General features: G+C 55.2%; 20 protein-coding genes, 3 rRNA genes and 1 riboswitch. Of the genes, 10 read left to right on the top strand and 13 right to left on the bottom strand.

Annotated features, from left to right (window positions below; genetic code table 11):
* Positions 1-104 precede the first annotated feature (104 nt).
* On the top strand, positions 105-932 hold the full coding sequence (gene iclR, locus L3068_RS01070) for a glyoxylate bypass operon transcriptional repressor IclR (protein WP_014882087.1): 828 nt from the start codon (positions 105-107) through the stop codon (positions 930-932).
* Here iclR and aceK read toward each other — a convergent pair.
* The 7 genes from aceK to L3068_RS01035 form a co-directional block, all read right to left on the bottom strand.
* A complete protein-coding gene (aceK, locus tag L3068_RS01065; protein WP_014882086.1) occupies positions 886-2,649 on the bottom strand; it encodes a bifunctional isocitrate dehydrogenase kinase/phosphatase in 1,764 nt (587 codons plus the stop codon). The genes iclR and aceK overlap by 47 nt on opposite strands.
* A gap of 51 nt (positions 2,650-2,700) precedes the next feature.
* A complete protein-coding gene (gene aceA / locus L3068_RS01060; protein ID WP_045286166.1) occupies positions 2,701-4,005 on the bottom strand; it encodes an isocitrate lyase in 1,305 nt (434 codons plus the stop codon).
* A gap of 31 nt (positions 4,006-4,036) precedes the next feature.
* Entirely contained in the window at positions 4,037-5,638 is a 1,602-nt protein-coding gene (aceB, locus tag L3068_RS01055) for a malate synthase A (protein ID WP_045281844.1), read from the bottom strand.
* A gap of 270 nt (positions 5,639-5,908) precedes the next feature.
* Positions 5,909-6,838, bottom strand: coding sequence for a homoserine O-acetyltransferase MetA (gene metA, locus L3068_RS01050; RefSeq protein WP_023331771.1), 930 nt, complete (start codon positions 6,836-6,838; stop codon positions 5,909-5,911).
* Between the two features lie 175 nt (positions 6,839-7,013).
* Positions 7,014-7,129, bottom strand: a 5S ribosomal RNA gene (gene rrf, locus L3068_RS01045).
* A gap of 64 nt (positions 7,130-7,193) precedes the next feature.
* Positions 7,194-10,097: ribosomal RNA gene (locus L3068_RS01040) — 23S ribosomal RNA — on the bottom strand.
* Between the two features lie 208 nt (positions 10,098-10,305).
* Positions 10,306-11,845 (bottom strand): 16S ribosomal RNA (locus L3068_RS01035).
* The 16S, 23S and 5S rRNA genes sit together here, the layout of an rRNA operon.
* Positions 11,846-12,406: 561 nt before the next feature.
* Here L3068_RS01035 and purH point away from each other — a divergent pair.
* Positions 12,407-13,996: a bifunctional phosphoribosylaminoimidazolecarboxamide formyltransferase/IMP cyclohydrolase gene (gene purH, locus L3068_RS01030; protein WP_023331770.1), complete on the top strand. Its 1,590-nt coding sequence runs from the start codon at positions 12,407-12,409 to the stop codon at positions 13,994-13,996.
* 16 nt (positions 13,997-14,012) lie between these two features.
* Positions 14,013-15,305 (top strand): phosphoribosylamine--glycine ligase, encoded by a 1,293-nt coding sequence (gene purD / locus L3068_RS01025; RefSeq protein ID WP_023331769.1) that lies wholly within the window; start codon positions 14,013-14,015, stop codon positions 15,303-15,305.
* Positions 15,306-15,353: 48 nt separating this feature from the next.
* Here the strand turns inward: purD and L3068_RS01020 are convergent, their stop codons facing one another.
* The 6 genes from L3068_RS01020 to nudC all read right to left on the bottom strand — a co-directional run bounded on the left by L3068_RS01020 (position 15,354) and on the right by nudC (position 19,706).
* A complete protein-coding gene (locus L3068_RS01020) occupies positions 15,354-16,046 on the bottom strand; it encodes a DUF1481 domain-containing protein (RefSeq protein ID WP_117582336.1) in 693 nt (230 codons plus the stop codon).
* Between the two features lie 11 nt (positions 16,047-16,057).
* The gene (gene hupA / locus L3068_RS01015; RefSeq protein ID WP_002445246.1) at positions 16,058-16,330 is read right to left on the bottom strand and encodes a nucleoid-associated protein HU-alpha; all 273 of its coding nucleotides are present in this window, start codon (positions 16,328-16,330) and stop codon (positions 16,058-16,060) included.
* Between the two features lie 186 nt (positions 16,331-16,516).
* Positions 16,517-17,107 carry a YjaG family protein gene (locus L3068_RS01010; protein WP_050862832.1) on the bottom strand — a complete coding sequence of 197 codons (591 nt, stop codon included), beginning with the start codon at positions 17,105-17,107 and terminating at the stop codon, positions 16,517-16,519.
* A gap of 41 nt (positions 17,108-17,148) precedes the next feature.
* On the bottom strand, positions 17,149-17,820 hold the full coding sequence (nfi, locus tag L3068_RS01005) for a deoxyribonuclease V (RefSeq protein WP_048997500.1): 672 nt from the start codon (positions 17,818-17,820) through the stop codon (positions 17,149-17,151).
* Between the two features lie 9 nt (positions 17,821-17,829).
* Complete coding sequence (hemE, locus tag L3068_RS01000) at positions 17,830-18,894, bottom strand: uroporphyrinogen decarboxylase (RefSeq protein ID WP_023336588.1); 1,065 nt, start codon at positions 18,892-18,894, stop codon at positions 17,830-17,832.
* Positions 18,895-18,932: 38 nt separating this feature from the next.
* On the bottom strand, positions 18,933-19,706 hold the full coding sequence (gene nudC / locus L3068_RS00995; protein WP_023338926.1) for an NAD(+) diphosphatase: 774 nt from the start codon (positions 19,704-19,706) through the stop codon (positions 18,933-18,935).
* Between the two features lie 95 nt (positions 19,707-19,801).
* Here nudC and L3068_RS00990 point away from each other — a divergent pair, with 95 nt between their 5' ends.
* The 7 genes from L3068_RS00990 (at position 19,802) to thiH (ending at position 25,903) form a co-directional block, all read left to right on the top strand.
* Positions 19,802-20,299 (top strand): Rsd/AlgQ family anti-sigma factor, encoded by a 498-nt coding sequence (locus L3068_RS00990; RefSeq protein WP_014882075.1) that lies wholly within the window; start codon positions 19,802-19,804, stop codon positions 20,297-20,299.
* A gap of 54 nt (positions 20,300-20,353) precedes the next feature.
* Positions 20,354-20,465: riboswitch (TPP riboswitch) on the top strand.
* A 79-nt stretch (positions 20,466-20,544) separates the two neighbouring features.
* A complete protein-coding gene (gene thiC, locus L3068_RS00985; protein ID WP_117582334.1) occupies positions 20,545-22,440 on the top strand; it encodes a phosphomethylpyrimidine synthase ThiC in 1,896 nt (631 codons plus the stop codon).
* Positions 22,440-23,075 carry a thiamine phosphate synthase gene (gene thiE / locus L3068_RS00980; RefSeq protein WP_117582332.1) on the top strand — a complete coding sequence of 212 codons (636 nt, stop codon included), beginning with the start codon at positions 22,440-22,442 and terminating at the stop codon, positions 23,073-23,075. The genes thiC and thiE overlap by 1 nt, the downstream gene beginning before the upstream one ends.
* Positions 23,068-23,823 carry a thiazole biosynthesis adenylyltransferase ThiF gene (gene thiF, locus L3068_RS00975; RefSeq protein WP_047028103.1) on the top strand — a complete coding sequence of 252 codons (756 nt, stop codon included), beginning with the start codon at positions 23,068-23,070 and terminating at the stop codon, positions 23,821-23,823. Before thiE ends, thiF begins: the two co-directional genes overlap by 8 nt.
* Positions 23,807-24,007, top strand: a complete 201-nt coding sequence (thiS, locus tag L3068_RS00970; RefSeq protein ID WP_014882071.1) for a sulfur carrier protein ThiS — start codon at positions 23,807-23,809, stop codon at positions 24,005-24,007. Before thiF ends, thiS begins: the two co-directional genes overlap by 17 nt.
* Before the next feature lies 1 nt (position 24,008).
* A complete protein-coding gene (thiG, locus tag L3068_RS00965) occupies positions 24,009-24,779 on the top strand; it encodes a thiazole synthase (protein WP_023331763.1) in 771 nt (256 codons plus the stop codon).
* Positions 24,776-25,903 carry a 2-iminoacetate synthase ThiH gene (gene thiH, locus L3068_RS00960; RefSeq protein WP_014882069.1) on the top strand — a complete coding sequence of 376 codons (1,128 nt, stop codon included), beginning with the start codon at positions 24,776-24,778 and terminating at the stop codon, positions 25,901-25,903. The genes thiG and thiH overlap by 4 nt, the downstream gene beginning before the upstream one ends.
* Positions 25,904-26,143: the final 240 nt, after the last annotated feature.

Here is a 26,143-nt window from a genome sequence, read left to right as displayed (position 1 = left end):
ATGAGACATGTTCACCATCACTCCTCCGATCAGTCAGGATAACGGTTGCAAAATCACCAAATAAAACGAAAATGATTTCCACGATACAGAAAAAGGAGATCGTCATGGTCGCGACCGTTCCCGCCAAACGCGGCAGAAAACCTGCTGCCACCCCCGCTGCACAACCGAGCGGACAGGTTCAATCGCTCACGCGCGGTCTGAAGCTACTGGAGTGGATAGCCGAGTCGCACAGCAGCGTGGCCCTGACGGAGCTGGCCCAGCAGGCTGGCCTGCCGAACTCCACCACGCACCGCCTGCTGACCACTATGCAGCAGCTGGGCTTTGTCCGCCAGGTCGGCGAGCTGGGACACTGGGCGGTGGGCGCACATGCCTTTATCGTTGGCAGCAGCTTCCTGCAAAGCCGCAATCTGCTGGCGATTGTGCATCCGATTCTGCGCAAGCTGATGGAAGATTCCGGCGAGACGGTAAACCTGGCGGTGCTTGACCAGAGCGATCATCAGGCAATCATTATCGATCAGGTGCAGTGCACGCAGCTGATGCGTATGTCCGCGCCGATTGGCGGTAAGCTGCCGATGCATGCGTCCGGGGCAGGAAAAGCGTTTCTGTCTCAGCTCAGCGAAGATCAGGTGACAGGGCTGCTGCATCGTAAAGGGCTGCACGCCTATACCCATGCCACGCTGGTTTCGCCGGTGCATCTGAAAGAGGATCTGGCGTTAACCCGCAAACGTGGCTATTCATTTGATGATGAAGAACATGCTTTGGGTCTGCGCTGTATCGCGGCCTGTATCTTTGACGAGCACCGCGAGCCGTTTGCCGCCATCTCTATCTCCGGGCCGATTTCGCGCATGACCGACGACCGCGTTACCGAGTTAGGTGCGCTGGTGATTAAGGCGGCGAAAGAGGTGACGCTGGCGTATGGTGGGATTCGTTAAACCGGATGCAAAACCGCTGCTTGCGGCGGTAAGCGTACACATCTTCCACATGCCCGTTTTTGATCCGCGTTTGCAGCCCACGCCAGTAGCTGGCACGAAAAAGGTCGGCGTGCATCTCTTCAAATAGCGGCCCGATGCGCGGGTCGGCGCACAGCCAGTGGCGAAACTCTTCGGGAAAGACATCGCCCGGCGAAACGCTGTACCACGGTTCACCAGACAGTTCATCTTCCGGGTAACGGGGCGGCGGGATATCGCGGAAATTCACTTCGGTCATGTAGCAAATTTCGTCATAATCATAAAACACCACTCGCCCGTGGCGCGTGACGCCGAAGTTTTTAAACAGCATATCGCCCGGAAAAATATTGGCCGCGGCAAGCTGGCGAATCGCGTTACCGTATTCTTCTATAGCATCGCGCAGCGCCTGACCCTCGGACTGCTCCAGCCAGATGTTCAGCGGCACCATGCGGCGCTCGATGTAAAGATGGCTAATCACGATTTTGTCGCCAAGATCGGTGATTTTCCCCGATGCTTCCTTGAGCAAAAGCGCCATCAGCGCCGGGTCGATCTGTTGCTTATCCAGCACAAAGTTTTCGAATTCCTGAGTATCCGCCATACGTCCGACACGGTCATGCTCTTTGACCAGCTGATAGCAGGCGCGGACGTGCGCGGCGGTCATCTCTTTCTGCGGCGCGAACCGGTCTTTAATGACCTTAAATACGCGGTCGAACCCCGGAAGCGTAAACACCAGCATCACCATGCCGCGAATGCCAGGCGCTTCGATAAACTGTTCATCTGCGGTGGTGACATAACGCAGGTATTCCCGATAGCTTTCCGTTTTAGCGTGCTTCTGACAGCCAATCGCCATATACAGCTCGGCGGTGGTTTTGCCCGGCAGGATCTCCCGCAGCCATTCCACCAGCGCGGCAGGCAACGGTGCGTACACCATGAAATAGGAGCGGGCGAAGCCAAATACAATGCTGGCCTCGGCGCTGGTGGTCAGGCAGGTATCGACAAACAGTTCCCCGTCATCTGTCCGATGGATGGGTAGCAGAAACGGTACGATGGCCGATGGCGTGACCAGTTTTCCTACCAGCCAGGCGGCTTTATTGCGGTAGAAAAGCTCGTTGGCAACCTGCAAGTGGCTGCGGCCGAGTAACGCCTCGCCGAAGGTTTCACGCAGGTGGGTGTGGATATAACCTATATCCCGGGTTTTATTCTCCCAGGGCAAACGCAGCGGCAAATCGGTTAGCACACGGTGCAAAAGCTTCTCCCACCCGCGTTCCGGGAAGAAATCTTTCGCCAGCGGACGTGGGATAGCACGAAATCGTCGTTCAGGCTGAGAGCTGAAGATAAATAACCGCTCAGGAGATAATGAGCGGTGGTCAAATAACCGGCAATAGACGGAGTTGAAAAAGCTCTCCGCAATCTCGAAGCGCGGGTAGTCAGGTAATAAATGGGTGTAGTGCTCTTTCACGCGCAGTAAAAAGTCCGCATCCGGGCTTTTACCATCGGTAATACAGCGCAACTGCTCCACCACCAGACCCACGTGGTGGTCATAAAGGTGAATACGCTGCTTCATGGCCTGCTGAACCGCATGCCAGTCTGCATGTTCGAAGCGCTGTTGCGCACCGGATGTCACTTCAAGAAAACGACCATACTGGGCATCGAAGCCCTGCAAAATAGTCTGAGCAATCAGTAATTCCAGGCCACGCGACATATATTCCCCCTCACCCCAACTCTCTCCCCGAGGGGGGAGAGGGGGAAACGATTAGAACTGTGCTTCTTCGGTTGATCCCGTTAAGGCGGTGACGGAGGAGGCACCGCCCTGAATGATGGTGGTCACGTTGTCGAAGTAGCCCGTACCCACTTCCTGCTGGTGAGAAACGAAGGTATAACCCTCTTTTCCGGCGGCGAATTCTGGCTGCTGAACCTTCTCGACGTAGTGTTTCATGCCTTCACCCTGCGCATAAGCATGTGCAAGGTCGAACATGTTGAACCACATGCTGTGGATACCCGCCAGGGTAATGAACTGGTACTTGTAGCCCATGTCAGAAAGCTGCTGCTGGAAGCTGGCGATGGTTTTATCATCCAGATTCTTCTGCCAGTTGAAGGACGGCGAGCAGTTATAGGCCAGCAGTTTGCCCGGATATTTCGCATGAATGGCATCGGCAAAACGTTTTGCCAGCGCCAGATCCGGCGTGGAGGTTTCACACCAGACCAGGTCGGCGTAAGGGGCATACGCCAGGCCACGGCTGATCGCCTGTTCGATGCCTGCATGGGTACGATAGAACCCTTCGCTGGTGCGCTCACCGGTGATGAACTCGCTGTCGTACGGGTCGCAGTCAGAGGTGATCAGGTCAGCCGCATCCGCATCGGTACGGGCAATGACCAGCGTCGGCACGCCGAGCACGTCTGCCGCCAGACGCGCGGCAACCAGTTTCTGAATCGCTTCCTGGGTCGGAACCAGCACCTTACCGCCCATGTGTCCGCACTTCTTCACCGATGCCAGCTGATCTTCGAAGTGAACGGCCGCTGCACCGGCCTCAATCATTGATTTCATCAGCTCGAACGCGTTCAGCACGCCGCCGAAACCCGCTTCCGCATCCGCGACGATCGGCAGGAAGTAGTCAATAAAGCGCGGATCGTTGGGTTCGATGCCTGCCGCCCACTGGATCTGATCCGCACGGCGGAAGGTGTTGTTGATTCGATCAACCACCGACGGCACGGAGTTCGCCGGGTAGAGGGACTGATCCGGATACATACTGGATGCCAGGTTGGCATCCGCCGCAACCTGCCAGCCGGAAAGATAGATAGCCTCAATACCGGCCTTCGCCTGCTGCAGTGCCTGACCGCCGGTCAACGCCCCGAGGCTATTGATATAACCCTTTTTGGAACCACCGTGCAGCAGCTTCCACATTTTCGCCGCGCCATTTTGCGCCAGCGTGCATTCCGGATTGACCGAGCCGCGTAATTTCACCACTTCTTCCGCGCTGTACGGACGACGAATGCCTTCCCAGCGCGGTTGTGTCCATTCTTTCTTCAGTTCTTCGATTTGTTGGGTACGGGTTTTCATGTGCAGATGCTCCATATTGTTATGTGGTGAGTTACGCCAGGAAGCGGTAGCCCGGCAGGGTCAGGAAGTCGATTAAGTCATCTGAGGTGGTGATTTGTTCCATCAGGCGTGCAGCATCGTCAAAACGTCCGCTGCTGAAGCGGTGTTCGCCCAACTCGTCCTGGATCACCCGCATTTCTTCGGCCAGCATCTGGCGGAACAGGGCTTTGGTCACCGGCTTGCCGTTGCTGAGCGTTTTTTGATGATGGATCCATTGCCAGATAGAGGTGCGGGAGATTTCCGCCGTGGCGGCATCTTCCATCAGGCCGTAGATCGGCACGCAGCCGTTGCCGGAGATCCACGCTTCGATGTACTGCACCGCAACGCGAATGTTGGCGCGCATGCCCTCTTCCGTACGTTCACCTGCACACGGTGCCAGCAGCTGTTCTTCAGCCGTTGGCGCATCCTCTTCGCGCGTAACAAAGAGCTGATTTTTATTGTCACCGAGTACGCGGTTAAAGACTTCCATTGCCGTGTCTGCGAGGCCCGGATGGGCGATCCACGTTCCGTCATGACCGTTACGCGCTTCAAGCTCTTTATCGGCCTTCACTTTGTTGAGCACCTGATTGTTACGCTCCGCGTCTTTGCTCGGAATAAATGCCGCCATGCCGCCCATCGCAAAGGCACCGCGCTTGTGGCAGGTTTTGATCAGCAGGCGCGAGTAGGCGCTCAGGAACGGCTTATCCATAGTGACGACCTGACGATCGGGCAGTACACGATCGGGATAATTTTTCAGGGTTTTGATATAGCTGAAGATATAGTCCCAACGCCCACAGTTCAGGCCGACGATGTGGTCACGCAGGGCATGCAGAATTTCGTTCATCTGGAAAACCGCAGGCAGCGTTTCAATCAACAGGGTGGCTTTGATGGTGCCACGTGGCAGGTTGAAACGATCTTCTGCATAACTGAACACCTCACTCCACCACGCCGCTTCCTGCCAGGCCTGCGTTTTTGGCAGATAGAAATAGGGGCCGCTGCCTTTTGCCAGCAGGTTTTTGTGGTTGTGGAAGAAATAGAGCGCGAAATCAAACAGGCTGCCGGGAATGGCTTCCCCACGCCAGGTGACGTGTTTTTCAGGCAGATGGAGACCGCGTACGCGACAGATCAGCACCGCCGGATTCGGTTTAAGTTGATAGATTTTCCCGGCTTCGTTGGTATAGCTGATGGTGCCGTTCACGGCGTCGCGCAGGTTGATTTGCCCCTCGATAACCTTACGCCAGTCCGGTGCCAGCGAGTCTTCAAAATCAGCCATAAAGACTTTAACGTTCGCGTTCATGGCGTTGATCACCATTTTGCGTTCTACCGGACCGGTGATCTCAACGCGGCGATCCTGTAAATCTTCAGGAATACCACGAATTTTCCACTCACCCCGGCGAATGGAAGCGGTTTCCGAAATAAACCCAGGCAACTTGCCATCGTCAATTTCCTGCTGCTGATGAATGCGTGCTGCCAGCAGCTTATTGCGCTGCGGCGTAAAGCGGGTCACCAGTTCAGTCAGAAATTCGACCGCCTCTGCCGTCAATATTTGCTGTTCTTGCTCACCATGCGGCTGGGTAAAGGCCAGTTCGTCGACCGTCGTTGCCTGTTGAGTCATTACTCTGCTCCTCATCAAAGATCTAAAATCACGCCCCCGATGCGAACGAAAGATCGTTGTGTAGTTTTCGCTCAGCAGAATTAAGACTATCTCTATTTTTTCCAAAATCAAAAACAATTTCCATTTTATTTAATCTATAACGTTAACTCATTGATCAGTATGAAATTAAAGTTTTTCTCAATGTTGAGTAGAATTTCGGAAATAAAAAAGGCACCCGAAGGTGCCTGATGCGAACAGCTGAAACGCTTTAGGATCGTTTAATGCAGAAGATTACTCTAGCGTCGGATTCATGTGTCGCAGATCGTATGGTGTGATCTGGTAGACGTAATAGTTGAGCCAGTTTGTAAAAAGCAAATTCCCGTGGCTGCGCCAGGTTGCTCTCGGTTTGTTTTGTGGATCGTTTTTCGGGAAATAGTTGTACGGCACATCCGGATTAAGACCCGCTTCGACATCACGGAAATACTCTGACGCGAGGGTATGCGGATCGTATTCAGGATGCCCGGTTACAAAGGCAATGCGCTTATCTTTGCTGGCAAACAGGTATGCATCCCCCTCTTCCGTTTCGGCCAGGATCTCCAGATCGGTGTAATCACGGATCAGCTGCGCCGGGAAATCGGCATAGCGCGAATGCGGCGCCAGAAACGAATCATCAAACCCGCGCGTCAGCAGAGCATGTGGATGAAGAATGTGGTGTTCGTATACGCCGGAGAGCTTTTCAGTGCGGGTTTGTTTAGGGATACCATAAAGAATATTCAGTGCAGCCTGGACCGCCCAACAAACAAACAAGGTGGACGTGACGTGATCTTTTGCCCACTCCAGGACCTGTTTGATCTGCGGCCAGTAGGCGACATCGTTAAATTCAACCAGACCGAGCGGTGCGCCGGTCACAATCAGGCCGTCGAAGTTTTCCCCCTGAATGTCATCGAAGTTACAGTAAAAGTTGTTCAGGTGCTCAGAAGGCGTGTTGCGTGACTCGCGCGCATCGATCCGCAGCAGCTGAATATCGACCTGCAGCGGAGAGTTTGAAAGCAGACGCAGGAACTGATTCTCTGTTTCAATCTTTTTCGGCATCAGGTTGAGAATAAGAACCTTCAGCGGGCGAATTTCCTGAACTGTTGCGCGTGAAGCCGTCATCACAAAGACGTTCTCTTCACGTAAGAAATTGACGGCTGGTAGCTCGTCCTGCACCCGAATCGGCATATCGTTGAATCCTCAAAGCATACGTATAAACGTTTAGACATCCAGACAGCTAACAATACCGAGATCCGGCCTGAATGTCGAGTCTGCAAGAGGAAGGTGAGAAAGTTTCAAGGAGAGGAATAACGCCCAAAGCAAAAAACCCCGCACCTTACGGTACGGGGTTCTTCTATTTGATGCCTGGCAGTTCCCTACTCTCACATGGGGAGACCCCACACTACCATCGGCGCTACGGCGTTTCACTTCTGAGTTCGGCATGGGGTCAGGTGGGACCACCGCGCTAAAGCCGCCAGGCAAATTCTGTTATCTGTATCAGGCTGAAAATCGTCTCTCACCGCCAAAACAGCTTCGGCGTTGTAAGGTTAAGCCTCACGGTTCATTAGTATCGGTTAGCTCAACGCATCGCTGCGCTTACACACCCGACCTATCAACGTCGTCGTCTTCAACGTTCCTTCAGGAGACTTATAGTCTCAGGGAGAACTCATCTCGGGGCAAGTTTCGTGCTTAGATGCTTTCAGCACTTATCTCTTCCGCATTTAGCTACCGGGCAGTGCCATTGGCATGACAACCCGAACACCAGTGATGCGTCCACTCCGGTCCTCTCGTACTAGGAGCAGCCCCCCTCAATTCTCCAGCGCCCACGGCAGATAGGGACCGAACTGTCTCACGACGTTCTAAACCCAGCTCGCGTACCACTTTAAATGGCGAACAGCCATACCCTTGGGACCTACTTCAGCCCCAGGATGTGATGAGCCGACATCGAGGTGCCAAACACCGCCGTCGATATGAACTCTTGGGCGGTATCAGCCTGTTATCCCCGGAGTACCTTTTATCCGTTGAGCGATGGCCCTTCCATTCAGAACCACCGGATCACTATGACCTGCTTTCGCACCTGCTCGAGCCGTCACTCTCGCAGTCAAGCTAGCTTATGCCATTGCACTAACCTCCTGATGTCCGACCAGGATTAGCTAACCTTCGTGCTCCTCCGTTACTCTTTGGGAGGAGACCGCCCCAGTCAAACTACCCACCAGACACTGTCCGCAACCCGGATCACGGGTCTACGTTAGAACACCAGCCATTAAAGGGTGGTATTTCAAGGTTGGCTCCACGCAGACTGGCGTCCACGCTTCAAAGCCTCCCACCTATCCTACACATCAAGGACCAGTGTTCAGTGTCAAGCTATAGTAAAGGTTCACGGGGTCTTTCCGTCTTGCCGCGGGTACACTGCATCTTCACAGCGAGTTCAATTTCACTGAGTCTCGGGTGGAGACAGCCTGGCCATCATTACGCCATTCGTGCAGGTCGGAACTTACCCGACAAGGAATTTCGCTACCTTAGGACCGTTATAGTTACGGCCGCCGTTTACCGGGGCTTCGATCAAGAGCTTCGCGTTACCGCTAACCCCATCAATTAACCTTCCGGCACCGGGCAGGCGTCACACCGTATACGTCCACTTTCGTGTTTGCACAGTGCTGTGTTTTTAATAAACAGTTGCAGCCAGCTGGTATCTTCGACTGATTTCAGCTCCACCCGCAGGGGCTTCACCTACATATCAGCGTGCCTTCTCCCGAAGTTACGGCACCATTTTGCCTAGTTCCTTCACCCGAGTTCTCTCAAGCGCCTTGGTATTCTCTACCTGACCACCTGTGTCGGTTTGGGGTACGATTTGATGTTACCTGATGCTTAGAGGCTTTTCCTGGAAGCAGGGCATTTGTTACTTCAGCACCGTAGTGCCTCGTCATCACACCTCAGCGTTAAAAGGTACCGGATTTACCTGGAACCTCCGCCTACATGCTTAAACCGGGACAACCGTCGCCCGGCTAACATAGCCTTCTCCGTCCCCCCTTCGCAGTAACACCAAGTACAGGAATATTAACCTGTTTCCCATCGACTACGCCTTTCGGCCTCGCCTTAGGGGTCGACTCACCCTGCCCCGATTAACGTTGGACAGGAACCCTTGGTCTTCCGGCGAGCGGGCTTTTCACCCGCTTTATCGTTACTTATGTCAGCATTCGCACTTCTGATACCTCCAGCAACCCTCACAGGCCACCTTCAACGGCTTACAGAACGCTCCCCTACCCAACAACACATAGTGTCGCTGCCGCAGCTTCGGTGCATGGTTTAGCCCCGTTACATCTTCCGCGCAGGCCGACTCGACCAGTGAGCTATTACGCTTTCTTTAAATGATGGCTGCTTCTAAGCCAACATCCTGGCTGTCTGTGCCTTCCCACATCGTTTCCCACTTAACCATGACTTTGGGACCTTAGCTGGCGGTCTGGGTTGTTTCCCTCTTCACGACGGACGTTAGCACCCGCCGTGTGTCTCCCGTGATAACATTCTTCGGTATTCGTAGTTTGCATCGGGTTGGTAAGCCGGGATGGCCCCCTAGCCGAAACAGTGCTCTACCCCCGAAGATGAGTTCACGAGGCGCTACCTAAATAGCTTTCGGGGAGAACCAGCTATCTCCCGGTTTGATTGGCCTTTCACCCCCAGCCACAGGTCATCCGCTAATTTTTCAACATTAGTCGGTTCGGTCCTCCAGTTAGTGTTACCCAACCTTCAACCTGCCCATGGCTAGATCACCGGGTTTCGGGTCTATACCCTGCAACTTAACGCCCAGTTAAGACTCGGTTTCCCTTCGGCTCCCCTATACGGTTAACCTTGCTACAGAATATAAGTCGCTGACCCATTATACAAAAGGTACGCAGTCACCCCATAAAGAGGCTCCCACTGCTTGTACGTACACGGTTTCAGGTTCTTTTTCACTCCCCTCGCCGGGGTTCTTTTCGCCTTTCCCTCACGGTACTGGTTCACTATCGGTCAGTCAGGAGTATTTAGCCTTGGAGGATGGTCCCCCCATATTCAGACAGGATACCACGTGTCCCGCCCTACTCTTCGAGTTCACAACCTGTGCATTTTCGTGTACGGGACTATCACCCTGTACCGTCGGACTTTCCAGACCGTTCCACTAACACACAAGCTGATTCAGACTCCGGGCTGCTCCCCGTTCGCTCGCCGCTACTGGGGGAATCTCGGTTGATTTCTTTTCCTCGGGGTACTTAGATGTTTCAGTTCCCCCGGTTCGCCTCGTTAACCTATGTATTCAGTTAACGATAGTGTGTCGAAACACACTGGGTTTCCCCATTCGGACATCGCCGGGTCAAAGGTTCATATCACCTCGCCGGCGCTTTTCGCAGATTAGCACGTCCTTCATCGCCTCTGACTGCCAGGGCATCCACCGTGTACGCTTAGTCGCTTAACCTCACAACCCGAAGATGTTTCTTTCGATTCATCATCGGTTTGCGAAAATTTGAGAGACTCGAACACACATAACATGTGTGTCGTTTCAATTTTCAGCTTGATCCAGATTTTTAAAGAGCAAAACTTCTTAATGCACTCAAAAGTACATTCAGAAGTTCATCATTCATCAGACAATCTGTGTGAGCACTACAAAGGCAGGTTCTTTAAGGTAAGGAGGTGATCCAACCGCAGGTTCCCCTACGGTTACCTTGTTACGACTTCACCCCAGTCATGAATCACAAAGTGGTAAGCGCCCTCCCGAAGGTTAAGCTACCTACTTCTTTTGCAACCCACTCCCATGGTGTGACGGGCGGTGTGTACAAGGCCCGGGAACGTATTCACCGTAGCATTCTGATCTACGATTACTAGCGATTCCGACTTCATGGAGTCGAGTTGCAGACTCCAATCCGGACTACGACGCACTTTATGAGGTCCGCTTGCTCTCGCGAGGTCGCTTCTCTTTGTATGCGCCATTGTAGCACGTGTGTAGCCCTACTCGTAAGGGCCATGATGACTTGACGTCATCCCCACCTTCCTCCAGTTTATCACTGGCAGTCTCCTTTGAGTTCCCGGCCGGACCGCTGGCAACAAAGGATAAGGGTTGCGCTCGTTGCGGGACTTAACCCAACATTTCACAACACGAGCTGACGACAGCCATGCAGCACCTGTCTCAGAGTTCCCGAAGGCACCAATCCATCTCTGGAAAGTTCTCTGGATGTCAAGAGTAGGTAAGGTTCTTCGCGTTGCATCGAATTAAACCACATGCTCCACCGCTTGTGCGGGCCCCCGTCAATTCATTTGAGTTTTAACCTTGCGGCCGTACTCCCCAGGCGGTCGACTTAACGCGTTAGCTCCGGAAGCCACGCCTCAAGGGCACAACCTCCAAGTCGACATCGTTTACGGCGTGGACTACCAGGGTATCTAATCCTGTTTGCTCCCCACGCTTTCGCACCTGAGCGTCAGTCTTTGTCCAGGGGGCCGCCTTCGCCACCGGTATTCCTCCAGATCTCTACGCATTTCACCGCTACACCTGGAATTCTACCCCCCTCTACAAGACTCTAGCCTGCCAGTTTCGAATGCAGTTCCCAGGTTGAGCCCGGGGATTTCACATCCGACTTGACAGACCGCCTGCGTGCGCTTTACGCCCAGTAATTCCGATTAACGCTTGCACCCTCCGTATTACCGCGGCTGCTGGCACGGAGTTAGCCGGTGCTTCTTCTGCGGGTAACGTCAATTGCTGCGGTTATTAACCACAACACCTTCCTCCCCGCTGAAAGTACTTTACAACCCGAAGGCCTTCTTCATACACGCGGCATGGCTGCATCAGGCTTGCGCCCATTGTGCAATATTCCCCACTGCTGCCTCCCGTAGGAGTCTGGACCGTGTCTCAGTTCCAGTGTGGCTGGTCATCCTCTCAGACCAGCTAGGGATCGTCGCCTAGGTGAGCCGTTACCCCACCTACTAGCTAATCCCATCTGGGCACATCTGATGGCAAGAGGCCCGAAGGTCCCCCTCTTTGGTCTTGCGACGTTATGCGGTATTAGCTACCGTTTCCAGTAGTTATCCCCCTCCATCAGGCAGTTTCCCAGACATTACTCACCCGTCCGCCACTCGTCACCCGAGAGCAAGCTCTCTGTGCTACCGTTCGACTTGCATGTGTTAGGCCTGCCGCCAGCGTTCAATCTGAGCCATGATCAAACTCTTCAATTTAAGTTTGATGCTCGTGAATTAAACTTCGTAATGAATTACGTATGTTCACTCAGAGACTTGGTATTCATTTTTCGTCTTGCGACGTTAAGAATCCATGTCACTTTGAGTGCCCACACAGATTGTCTGATAAATTGTTAAAGAGCAGTTGCAACGCGGCTTTCGCTCACCGTTGCGAGGTGGCGTATATTACGCTTTCCTCTTTCAGAGTCAACCCGTTATTTCAGGATTTTTTCTCTTCAACCGACCGGGTTGTCTGTGAAGTGATTCACATCTGCCGTGTCGATGGAGGCGCATTATAGGGAGTTCTCTGCAGGCCGCAACCGCTAAATGACAGAAAAATGACTGACTGCTGCATTCCACAGCAAAACCCCGCCTTATACCCTTTTACACACAGACTTATCCACAATGATACGAAAAAGTAAAAATGTGCGAGCGTTGCGCAAACGTTTTCGTTAAAATGCTCGCGCTTCACAAGGATGCCTCGTCAGGTGTGTTAGATGAGTTTTTCGCAGGAAAATTCATCTAACGCTCTCTGTAATCGTGAAATCCAGGGGATTTACCATGCAACAACGTCGTCCAGTCCGCCGCGCTCTGCTCAGTGTTTCTGATAAAGCCGGTATCGTCGAATTCGCTCAGGCACTTTCTGCACGCGGTGTGGAGCTGCTTTCTACAGGCGGCACCGCACGCCTGTTAGCAGATAAAGGTCTGCCGGTAACCGAAGTGTCCGATTACACCGGTTTCCCGGAGATGATGGATGGACGCGTCAAAACTCTGCATCCGAAAGTGCACGGCGGTATTCTTGGCCGTCGCGGCCAGGACGATGCCATTATGGAAAAGCATGATATTGCGCCAATCGACATGGTTGTCGTTAACCTCTACCCGTTTGCCCAGACCGTTGCCCGCGAAGGCTGCTCTCTGGAAGATGCGGTAGAAAATATTGATATCGGCGGCCCGACCATGGTGCGCTCTGCAGCCAAGAACCATAAAGATGTGGCCATCGTGGTGAAGAGCAGCGATTACAACACCATTATTAGCGAGATGGATGCCAACGAAGGGTCACTGACGCTCGACACGCGTTTCGACCTCGCTATCAAAGCCTTCGAACACACCGCTGCATACGACAGCATGATCGCCAACTACTTCGGTAGCCTGGTGCCGGCTTACCACGGTGAAAGCAACGATCCTTCTGGCCGCTTCCCGCGCACGCTGAACCTGAACTTCATCAAGAAGCAGGATATGCGCTACGGCGAGAACAGCCACCAGCAGGCTGCCTTCTATATAGAAGAAGAGATCAAAGAAGCCTCGGTTGCCACCGCTCAGCAGGTTCAGGGCAAGGCGCTCTCCTACAACAATATTGCTGACACCGACGCTGCGCTGGAATGCGTGAAAGAGTTCAGCGAGCCAGCCTGCGTTATCGTCAAGCACGCTAACCCATGCGGCGTGGCGGTGAGCACCTCTATTCTGGACGCTTACGACCGTGCTTACAAAACCGACCCGACCTCCGCGTTTGGCGGCATTATCGCCTTCAACCGCGAGCTGGATGCCCAAACCGCGCAGGCCATCATCTCCCGACAGTTTGTTGAAGTGATCATTGCACCATCGGCATCCGAAGAAGCGCTCAAAATCACCGCAGCAAAACAGAATGTGCGCGTACTGATTTGCGGTCAGTGGGCAAATCGCGTGCCGGGTCTGGACTTCAAACGCGTGAACGGCGGCCTTCTGGTTCAGGATCGCGATCTGGGTATGGTGACAGAAGCTGACCTGCGCGTAGTGACCAAACGCCAGCCGAGCGAGCAGGAGCTGCGTGACGCGCTGTTCTGCTGGAAAGTGGCGAAGTTCGTCAAGTCCAACGCCATCGTCTACGCCAAAGAGAACATGACCATCGGAATAGGCGCAGGCCAGATGAGCCGTGTCTACTCTGCGAAAATTGCCGGGATCAAAGCAGGTGATGAAGGGCTGGAAGTGAAAGGTTCCGCCATGGCCTCTGATGCCTTCTTCCCGTTCCGTGACGGTATCGATGCGGCAGCCGCTGTAGGCATTACCTGCGTGATCCAGCCAGGTGGTTCTATCCGCGACGACGAAGTGATTGCCGCCGCCGACGAACACGGTATCGCGATGATCTTCACCGACATGCGCCACTTCCGCCATTAATTCCCGGAGCAGAAAAATGAAAGTATTAGTGATTGGTAACGGCGGACGCGAGCACGCCCTGGCGTGGAAAGCGGCGCAGTCTCCGCGGGTGAAAACGGTCTTCGTGGCACCGGGTAACGCCGGTACTGCCCTGGAACCCGCTTTGCAGAACGTCGCCATCGGTGTGACCGATATCCCGGCCCTGCTGAACTTTGCCCAGAATGAGAAAATCGATCTGACCATTGTCGGCCCGGAAGCGCCCCTGGTGATTGGCGTAGTTGACGCGTTCCGCGCTGCTGGCCTGAAAATCTTTGGACCAACGGAAGGTGCTGCCCAACTGGAAGGGTCTAAGGCCTTCACCAAAGATTTCCTGGCACGTCACAACATCCCGACGGCGGAATATCAGAACTTCACCGAAGTGGAGCCAGCTCTGGCTTACCTGCGTGAAAAAGGCGCGCCGATCGTTATTAAAGCCGACGGTCTGGCCGCCGGTAAAGGCGTTATCGTTGCGATGACCCTCGAAGAAGCGGAAGCCGCGGTTCAGGATATGCTGGCTGGCAATGCCTTTGGCGATGCAGGCCACCGTATCGTGATTGAAGAGTTCCTCGACGGCGAAGAAGCGAGCTTCATTGTCATGGTCGACGGCGAGCACGTTCTGCCGATGGCCACCAGCCAGGATCATAAACGCGTGGGTAATGGCGATACCGGTCCTAATACCGGCGGGATGGGCGCCTACTCCCCTGCCCCGGTGGTGACGGATGAAGTACATCAGCGCACCATGGACCGCATTATCTGGCCTACCGTGAAAGGCATGGCGGCGGAAGGGAATACCTACACCGGTTTCCTCTATGCAGGTCTGATGATCGACAAGCAGGGCAACCCTAAGGTTATTGAGTTCAACTGCCGCTTTGGCGATCCGGAAACTCAACCGATAATGCTGCGCATGAAATCGGACCTGGTCGATCTGTGTCTGGCGGCTTGCGAAGGCAAGCTGGACGAGAAAACCTCAGAGTGGGACGAACGTGCGTCTCTGGGCGTGGTGATTGCTGCGGGCGGTTATCCGGGTAACTACAACACCGGTGATGAAATCCACGGCCTGCCGCTGGAAGAGATTGACGGCGCGAAGGTATTCCACGCGGGTACGAAACTGTCTGACGACGAGCGCGTACTGACCAACGGCGGCCGCGTCCTGTGTGCTACCGCACTGGGTCATACCGTTGCAGAAGCGCAGAAGCGTGCCTATGCGCTGATGGCGGATATTCACTGGAACGGTAGCTTTAGCCGTCAGGATATTGGTTATCGTGCGATTGCGCGCGAGCAGGGCGAGTAATTTTCCCCCTCACCCTAACCCTCTCCCTCAAGGGAGAGGGGATTTACGTCAAAAACTCTTCTCTGTCGGCTGCCACGTGCAGAAATCTTCGTTCGCCACCAGCAACAGCTGAGAGCCTTCCGGCGCCTCAAGCCACGCCACACTCACTTCCATTGATGAATGACGCTGACGGCGTTGAATATGTTCGGTCGCCCAGGATTCAAGCTCAGGCTTCACCGTCTGCCCTTCGCAGGTGGTTACCGTGCCATCGTTATGCCAGCGCCCCTGACGCAGCACCACACGTCCAAGACGAAGCGCATCGCTGGTCTGGCGGATTTGTTCAGCACGATAGCGGTAGAGGGCAATCTGATCGCTGGAAAGCTGCTGTTTTTGACCACTCACTTCACGCTGCATAAAGCTCAGCTCACCATGGTCGTCAAAACGCACTTTCACATGTTCGGAGGTTTTACTGTAGACGTTCAGTTCAATCAGCGACAGGTAATCACCCTGCCAGCGATACTCCGCGGTCGACGTATTGCCGTTATGCCACGGACTGAAAGCGGAGAGCAGATGCACTTCGCCGCCGGAATCTTTGCGCCATATCCTCACCGCACCCTGATTGTCAGCGTAGCCGCTGGCGGTAAACGGTGGCAGAGAGGTGTCGTGGCTGCAGGCAGACAGCAGAAGCACGCCTGCCAGCGCGAGCGTTCCACGCCGGAATGACAAAAGGGGCGTTGCCGCCCCTTCGCTAAAACTGTTCACTGCCACGCGTCTTACTTAACAGCGTCTTTCAGTGCTTTACCAGAAACAAATGCCGGCACGTTAGCTGCGGCGATTTTGATTTCTTTACCGGTCTGCGGGTTGCGGCCAGTACGCTCAGCGCGGTGGTTCACTTTGAAGGTACCGAAACCAACCAGTTGTACAGCATCGCCTTCTTTCAGAGACTCAGTAATAGCAGCCAGGGTAGATTCCAGAGCAGCTTTAGCCTGCACTTTAGACAGATCAGCCTTGTCCGCAATTACATCAATCAGTTGAGTCTTGTTCATAAGTTATCCTTTCAATGTGTTTATCGCTTGCTAAGCATCGAGTGCGACGAAAATGCCAAAAAAGCACTCTCCTGCATACACGCACCGATAGCCACTTTTTTTCGCCCCCCAAATGTAGACCAGACGGGGGGCAGAAGGGAAGAGTCGAGGTGCGACAAAACAGGCGTTAAATCACGTTTTGTTGTCTCATTGGTTAAAAACTATACCAATATTGCTCTCGCCCGACTCACGTAAGTCCGCACGCAGCCCTTTGATCAGCTCAATGTCACGTTCTTCACACTCTGCCAGCAGGCGGAAAATTTCCCACTGGATATCCCATTCCTGCTCAACCGCCGGGTTAGCTCGCAGCTCTTCGTCGGTCATTTCACGGCCTTCCTGGGTCATTTCGAGCATCGCAACGGTCGTAATGGATGCCTTACTGACTTCGATAGCATGCTCCAGGGTTTCGCCACTCAGACGGGAGTGGATCAGCTCACTTAATGCCACGCAGGCATCAATGGCCGGATAGACACCGTACAGATCAAAATCATCCGCGGCCGGGATCGCCTCTTCCAGCTTTTCCAGTTGGGAGTCGAAATTCACCTTTGCGTCTTTGACCGTCAGCGTTTCCCAGATCAAATCCAGAATGCGGCGGTAGATATGACCATCACCAAAGCCCGTCTGCTTACAGAACGCGGCATAGTTGGGATACATGCGCTCGCACAGGCAAGCCATAAAGGTGACGTGCTGCCAGCTTTCCAGCTTCTCAAGGCGCAGATGAATCGGGTTTTGTAACATGATGATGTCTCGAATCGAAAATTAGCCGCAGTTTACCTGAATCACGGCTGAATTTCCTGCCAACGAACAAAAGCCGGACGCGAGGAAGCGACGGCGTCCGCCCAGCGGGTTGGCTCCGGTAAACGGTAGCCCTTCATGCAGCGCTGAACCCACGCCAGTGCGCTGTCCATGCTCACCCGGTGACCGGTCGCGATAAACAGCGGATTACAGCGCGCTTTGCTGCGCCAGACCCACGCCAGCTGCTCGCCTTTATGGATAAGCGGCACCAGCGCACCCGGCTCGGGGGAAAGTGGTTCAAACGCGCCACACAGGCGTTTTTTGGCAACGCCAATGGTCGGCACATCCACCAGCAGCCCAAAATGGCTGGCCACGCCTAAACGGCGCGGATGTGAGATACCGTGTCCATCCACAAACAGCAGGTCAGGTTTTTGCGAGAGCTGCTCCCATGCTGCCAGCAGCGCGGGATACTCGCGAAAGGAGAGGAAACCCGGAATGTACGGCATAGTGGTGGCGATACGCGCCACCTTGTACTCAACCAGCTCCAGCGAAGGGTATTTCAGAACCACCATCGCCGCTCGCGTCACTTCACCACCCTGCTCGAATCCGACGTCCGCTCCGCCAATGTACTGCGGGGGATCCTTATCCAGGCGATCCTCGCGGATCACCGATGAAGCCAGTTCAATTTGCTGAGCGCGTAGCGACGCGAGATCCATAACCACTCCTTACTGGTGATACTGGGCAGAAAGCCGATGCACCGCCTCCACAAATACGCCTGCATGCTCTGGCGGAACATCCTGATGAATGCCGTGGCCGAGGTTAAAGACGTGGCCTTCCCCCTGGCCGAAACCAGAGAGTATAGTCGACACTTCTTCTTCAATGCGGGCTGGCGGTGCATAGAGCATGGACGGGTCCATATTGCCCTGCAGCGCCACTTTGTCGCCCACGCGACGGCGAGCATCAGCGATATCGGTCGTCCAGTCGAGACCCAATGCATCGCAGCCGGTCGCCGCCATCGCTTCCAGCCACTGACCGCCACCTTTGGTGAACAGCGTCACCGGCACGCGGCGGCCTTCGTTTTCACGCAGCAGACCATCAACGATTTTGTGCATGTAATACAGGGAGAACTGCTGATAATCGCGCCCGGTCAGTACGCCACCCCAGGTATCGAAAATCATCACTGACTGCGCGCCCGCTTTAATCTGCGCGTTGAGATAGAGCGTGACGCTCTTCGCCAGCTTGTCCAGCAGCGCATGCAGAGCCATCGGCTCGGCGTACATCATTTTTTTGATCACGGTAAAAGCTTTGCTGCTGCCACCTTCAACCATGTAAGTTGCCAGCGTCCACGGGCTACCGGAGAAGCCAATCAGCGGCACTTCGCCTTTCAGCTCACGGCGAATGGTGCGCACGGCGTTCATCACATAGCCCAGTTCGCCTTCCGGATCGGGGATCGGCAGCTTATCCACGTCGGCTTTGCTTTTGATCGGGGAGGTAAAACGCGGGCCTTCGCCGGTTTCAAAGTACAGGCCAAGGCCCATTGCATCCGGAATGGTCAGAATGTCCGAAAAGAGAATGGCGGCATCCAGCGGGAAGCGGCGCAGCGGCTGGAGCGTCACTTCACAGGCCAGCTCAGCGTTTTTGCAAAGCGACATAAAATCACCTGCCTGCGCACGCGTGGCTTTGTACTCTGGCAGATAGCGTCCTGCCTGGCGCATCATCCACACCGGGGTGACATCAACGGGCTGGCGCAGCAGCGCACGCAGATAACGATCGTTCTTCAGTTCGGTCATTTTTGCAGTTCCTTAAGCGTCATGGCCTCAGTGTAACACTACTCATACTCGGCCCGACACATCGCCACGGTATCTTCTATCAGCCGACGCGCCACGGTGCCGGGTGGCGGTAACAGAGGCAAATCGTCATAACGGTACCAGTTCGCGTCCAGCAGCTCTTTCTGATCGATAACGATCTCACCGCTGTCGTATTCCGCCATAAACGCCGTCATCAGGGACATCGGGAATGGCCACGGCTGAGACGTTACGTAGCGCAGGTTTTTCACCTTGATCCCGCTCTCTTCCATCACTTCACGCGCTACCGCCTGCTCCAGCGTTTCACCCACTTCGACGAAACCGGCAAGAACGGTATAAATGCCGTTGCGATGGCGGGTATGCTGCGCCAGCAGGATAGTATCCTCACGGCGAATGGCGACGATAATGCAGGGTGCAATCTGCGGATAGTAACGTTCACGGCAGTGGCCGCAGAGCATTGCCCACTCGGTTTTGCTCGGGTGCATGGTATGGCCGCAGTAGCCGCAGTATTTATGCGAGCGGTAAAACTCCGCCAGCTGGACGCCGCGCCCCGCCAGCTGGAACAAGCCAACATCCTGATCCAGCACCTGACGAACCGATCCCATCTCCTGACGGCGAGGCTGTTGGATCAACCACACTGCATCCCCCTGCCATTCACCAATCTTCAGTGCTGGCTGGCCAACAAGATCGAACGCCTCTGCTGCGCCATAAGGGATCTCCCCGGCAGGAAGCCATAGTTTTTGTTCGTGACTGACGATCCACCAACCCAGATCTGATTTTTCAATAATACGATCCATATCTATTGCACTACCTTCGCTTCACTGACATGTTGTTAGCATTGTGGTTACATTTTGGATAAGCAGATTCAATTCTCAACCTTGCGGAGTCAACCATGTTAAACCAGCTAGAAAGCCTGACTGAGCGCGTTAGAGGAAGTAACAAACTGGTGGATCGCTGGCTACATGTACGCAAGCATCTACTCGTGGCTTATTACAATCTGGTCGGTATTAAGCCTGGCAAAGAATCGTTTATGCGGCTGAATGAAAAAGCGCTGGATGATTTTTGTCAGAGCCTGGTCGACTACCTGTCCGACGGACATTTCAATATTTATGAACGTATTATCCGCGAAATGGAAGGGACAACGCCGTATTTAGCGGCCAGTAAACTCTATCCGCTGCTGGAAGCCAACACCCAGCAGATCATGGATTACTACGATTCCACGCTCGAAAATGCCATCGATCACGACAATTATCTTGAGTTCCAGCAGGCGCTTTCCGATCTTGGCGAAGCGCTGGAAGAGCGATTCACGCTGGAAGACAGGCTGATCGCCCTCGTCCTGGATAACGGCCTGGATGTGAGTAACGAAGATAACATCGCGCGCCCTGCTTGAGTTCTTAATCGTTAACGAGTAATTTACAACCATTCGCCCCTCTGCGGAGGGGGATTTTTCTTGTCGGAGTGCCCAGCGCTTAAACGCGCGGGCTGAGACCGTTAATTCGGGATCCGCGGAACCTGATCAGGTTAATACCTGCGAAGGGAACAAGAGTCACACTGCTGTTGTATCGCCCCTGAGGCGATCTTCTCTTGCTTCATCCGTCGTCTGACAAGCCATGTCCTTCACTTCTGGAATGAGCTATGTCTACCACTAAACTGACCCGTCGCGAACAGCGCGAACACGCCCAACACTTCATCGATACCCTGGAAGGTACCGCTTTCCCGAACTCGAAGCGCATATACATCACCGGTTCACAGGCCGACATTCGCGTGCCGATGCGCGAAATCCAGCTTAGCCCGACGCTTATCGGCGGCAGCAAAGATAACCCGCAATATGAAGATAACGAAGCCGTCCCGGTGTATGAAACCTCCGGCCCGTATGGCGATCCCTCTGTTGCCATCAATGTTCAGCGGGGTCTGGCAAAGCTGCGCCAGCCGTGGATTGACGCACGTAACGACTGTGAAGAACTCAACGAACAAAGCTCGTCGTACACCAAAGCGCGCCTGGCCGACGATGGTCTGGACGAATTGCGTTTCACCGGTCTGCTGACGCCAAAACGTGCCAGAGCGGGCAAACGCGTGACCCAGCTGCACTATGCGCGCCAGGGGATCGTCACACCGGAGATGGAGTTCATCGCCATTCGTGAAAACATGGGCCGCGAGCGTATCCTTAGCGAAGTGCTGCGCCACCAGCATCCAGGTGAAGGGTTTGGCGCTCGCCTGCCGGAAAACATCACGCCGGAGTTTGTGCGTGACGAAGTGGCCGCTGGCCGCGCGATTATCCCTGCCAACATCAACCACCCGGAATCGGAACCGATGATTATCGGCCGCAATTTCCTGGTGAAGGTCAATGCCAATATCGGTAACTCTGCCGTCACTTCCTCCATCGAAGAGGAGGTAGAAAAGCTGGTCTGGTCAACGCGCTGGGGCGCGGACACGGTAATGGACCTCTCAACTGGCCGTTATATTCACGAAACCCGCGAGTGGATCCTGCGTAACAGCCCGGTCCCGATTGGTACCGTCCCGATTTATCAGGCGCTGGAGAAAGTGAACGGCATCGCCGAAAACCTCACCTGGGAAACCTTCCGCGACACGCTGCTGGAGCAGGCGGAACAGGGCGTGGACTACTTCACGATTCACGCTGGCGTGCTGCTGCGCTACGTGCCGATGACCGCAAAACGTCTGACCGGCATCGTCTCCCGCGGCGGATCCATCATGGCAAAATGGTGTCTGTCACATCATCAGGAAAACTTCCTCTACGAACACTTCCGCGAGATCTGCGAAATCTGCGCTGCCTATGACGTATCCCTGTCGCTGGGCGACGGCCTGCGTCCGGGCTCCATTCGCGATGCCAACGACGAAGCGCAGTTTGCCGAGCTGCACACGCTGGGCGAACTGACAAAAATTGCATGGGAGTATGACGTACAGGTAATGATTGAAGGCCCTGGACATGTGCCGATGCAGATGATCCGCCGCAATATGACCGAGGAGCTGGAGCACTGCCACGAAGCGCCGTTCTATACTCTGGGGCCCCTGACCACCGATATTGCACCGGGCTACGACCACTTCACCTCCGGGATTGGCGCAGCGATGATCGGCTGGTTCGGCTGCGCCATGCTCTGCTACGTCACGCCGAAAGAGCACCTGGGCCTGCCAAATAAAGAGGACGTGAAGCAAGGACTGATTACCTACAAGATTGCCGCTCATGCGGCGGATCTGGCGAAAGGCCACCCGGGGGCGCAAATCCGCGATAACGCCATGTCGAAGGCGCGCTTTGAATTCCGCTGGGAAGATCAGTTCAACCTGGCGCTGGACCCCTTCACCGCCCGCGCCTACCACGACGAAACCCTGCCGCAGGAATCGGGCAAGGTGGCACACTTCTGCTCCATGTGCGGTCCAAAATTCTGCTCGATGAAAATCAGCCAGGAGGTACGCGACTACGCCGCCGCACAGACCATTGAAGTGGGTATGGCAGACATGTCAGAAACCTTCCGCGCGAAAGGCGGCGAGATCTACCTCAAAAAAGAGGAGGCCTAATGTACCAGCCTGATTTCCCCTCCGTGCCCTTCCGTTTAGGGCTCTATCCGGTGGTGGACAGCGTGGAGTGGATCCAACGCCTGCTGGAGGCAGGCGTTCGCACCCTCCAGCTGCGCATCAAGGATAAGCGCGATGAAGAAGTTGAGGCCGACGTTATCGCCGCCATCGCGCTGGGACGACGCTACCACGCTCGTCTGTTTATCAACGACTACTGGCGGCTGGCCATTAAGCACCAGGCGTACGGCGTCCATCTGGGTCAGGAAGATCTGGAAACTACCGATCTTAACGCTATCCGCAAAGCCGGGCTGCGGCTGGGGGTGTCGACACACGACGATATGGAAATTGACGTGGCACTGGCGGCGCGCCCCTCCTACATTGCCCTCGGCCACGTTTTTCCGACGCAAACCAAGCAGATGCCCTCCGCACCACAGGGTTTAACGCAGCTGGCCTTACACGTTAAGCGCCTGGCCGATTATCCCACCGTTGCCATTGGCGGGATAAGCCTTGAACGCGCCCCTGCGGTACTGGAAACCGGCGTCGGCAGTATCGCCGTCGTCAGCGCGATTACCCAGGCGGGGGACTGGCAGGCGGCCACGGCACGGCTTTTACAGCTGGCAGGAGCGGGCGATGAATGACCGCGATTTTATGCGCTACAGCCGTCAAATTCTGCTGGAGGATATCGCCATCGACGGGCAGCAAAAGCTGCTCGCCAGCAGGGTGTTGATTGTTGGTCTGGGTGGATTAGGCGCCCCCGCCGCGCTTTATCTGGCAGGCGCAGGTATCGGTACGCTGGTGCTGGCCGACGACGACGAGGTGCACCTCAGCAACCTGCAGCGACAAATCCTCTTCACGACAAAGGACATTAATCAACCCAAAGCGCAGATTACCCGCCAGAGGCTGAATCAGCTCAACCCGGACATCGAACTGATTGCACTCCAGACGCGGCTGAGCGATGAAAATCTGCACCGTGAGGTCGCCCTTGCCGACGTGGTGCTGGACTGCACTGACAACATGGCGACGCGTCAGGCGATCAACGCCGCCTGCGTGATCAATAACACGCCCCTGATCACCGCCAGCGCGGTGGGGTTCGGCGGACAGATGATGGTCCTGACGCCCCCCTGGGCGCAGGGCTGCTATCGCTGCCTGTGGCCGGACGATGCCGAGCCCGCACGCAACTGCCGCACGGCAGGCATTCTTGGCCCGGTAGTCGGAGTAATGGGCACCCTTCAGGCGCTTGAGGCCATCAAGCTGCTCAGCGGCATGGAGACGGAACGTAATACGCTGCGGCTGTTCGACGCTCGTTCAGGCGGCTGGCGCCATCTGGCCTTAAACCGCGCCAGCCACTGCCCGGTATGCGGAGGCCGCGATGCGCATTCTGTTTAACGATGAGCCGATAAGCTGCGACGACGGGCTGACCATTGCCGCCCTGCTCGATAAGTTACGTCAGCTCAAGCCGGGAACGGCGCTGGCACTCAATCAACAGATCCTGCCGCGCGAGCAGTGGGAACATCAGCAGGTCAATGACGGCGACCAGATCCTGCTGTTTCAGGTTATCGCAGGGGGCTGAGATGCTACATATTGCCGATAAAATCTTTGATTCACATCTGTTTACCGGAACCGGAAAGTTCGCCTCTCCACAGCTGATGGTAGAGGCCATCCGTGAAAGTGGCAGCCAGCTGGTGACGCTGGCGATGAAACGCGTGGATCTGCGCCAGCACAACGATGCCATTCTTGCGCCTTTGCTGGAGGCAGGCGTTACGCTCTTGCCCAACACCTCCGGTGCAAAAACGGCGGAAGAAGCAATTTTCGCCGCACAGCTGGCACGTGAAGCGCTCGGTACCCACTGGCTGAAGCTGGAAATTCATCCGGATGCCCGCTGGCTGCTGCCGGACCCGATTGAAACGCTGAAAGCAGCAGAAAAGCTTGTGCAGCAAGGGTTTACCGTCCTGCCTTACTGCGGGGCGGACCCTGTGCTGTGTAAGCGTCTGGAAGAGGTCGGCTGTGCCGCCGTGATGCCGCTGGGTGCGCCAATTGGCTCTAATCAGGGTCTCGAAACTCGCGCGATGCTGGAGATCATCATTGAACAAGCCACCGTGCCGGTGGTGGTCGATGCGGGGATTGGCGTACCAAGCCATGCCGCGCAGGCGCTGGAGATGGGGGCCGACGCGGTACTGGTCAATACGGCGATTGCGGTGGCTGACGATCCGGTCATGATGGCGCGCGCGTTCCGCATGGCCGTAGAGGCCGGCTTGCTGGCAAGAGGATCCGGCCCTGGCTCGCGCAGTTTTCAGGCGCAGGCCACCAGCCCGCTGACCGGTTTTCTGGAGGCTCTCTCATGAGCACGTTTACCGAACGCTGGCGTCAGCTCAACTGGGACGATATCGCCCTGCGTATCAACAGCAAAACGGCGGCTGACGTGGAGCGTGCCCTGAATGCCCGTCATCTGACCCGTGAGGACCTGATGGCCCTGCTCTCTCCGGCGGCCAGCGCGTACCTTGAACCGATGGCGCAGCGCGCTCAGCGCCTTACCCGCCAGCGTTTTGGCAACACGGTAAGCTTCTACGTTCCACTTTATCTCTCGAACCTGTGCGCCAATGACTGCACCTATTGCGGTTTCTCCATGAGCAACCGCATCAAGCGGAAAACCCTTGATGAAGATGAGATCGCACGTGAGTGCGCCGCCATTCGTGAAATGGGGTTCGAACATCTTCTGCTGGTCACGGGCGAGCATCAGGGAAAAGTGGGAATGGACTATTTCCGTCAGCACCTTCCGGCGATACGTCGCGAGTTTGCGTCGTTGCAGATGGAGGTACAGCCCCTGTCGCAGGACGAGTACGCGGAGTTAAAATCGCTCGGGCTGGATGGGGTCATGGTTTATCAGGAAACCTACCACGAGGCAACGTACGCCCGGCACCACCTGAAGGGGAAGAAACAGGATTTCTTCTTCCGGCTGGAGACACCGGACAGGCTTGGCCGCGCCGGGATCGATAAAATCGGTCTCGGGGCGCTGATTGGGCTCTCCGACAGCTGGCGGGTCGATTGCTACATGGTGGCAGAGCATTTGCTGTGGCTCCAGCAGCACTACTGGCAGAGCCGGTATTCTATCTCTTTCCCCCGCCTGCGACCCTGCGCAGGCGGAATAGAACCGGCATCGCTGATGGATGAGCGTCAGCTGGTGCAAACTATCTGCGCGTTTCGCCTGCTCGCTCCGGAGGTTGAATTATCGCTTTCAACGCGTGAGTCCCCGGCGTTTCGCGATCGCGTGATCCCGCTGGCAATTAACAACGTTAGCGCGTTTTCCAAAACACAGCCGGGCGGTTACGCCGACGATCACCCGGAGCTGGAACAGTTTGCACCGCATGACGGGCGACGTCCGGAGGCAGTCGCCGCCGCCCTGACGGCACAGGGCCTGCAGCCGGTCTGGAAAGACTGGGACAGCTGGCTGGGAAGAGCCTCGCAATAACGTTGAAACACGCTGCAATACGGTAAAAAAGTGTCGAGACGCTACGGAAAGCTAAAACCGGACGATTGTCAGCGATTGTCCGGTTTTTTATTGTCACCCGGTCAGCAAGGGATGCTGGCCAGGGCGAAAAGCTTCTTCCTCGTTTCGCCCTGCCTCCGATTTCTTGCATAAATGGGGCGGCAAAAACATGGATAAGGAATTTCTTAGTGATTCTTAAGATAAATCATCTTGCCGAAAATC

The organism is Enterobacter cloacae complex sp. ECL414 (genome assembly GCF_021869685.1).
Lineage (GTDB): Bacteria > Pseudomonadota > Gammaproteobacteria > Enterobacterales > Enterobacteriaceae > Enterobacter > Enterobacter kobei.
This window is presented reverse-complemented; position numbering and strand designations above follow the sequence as displayed.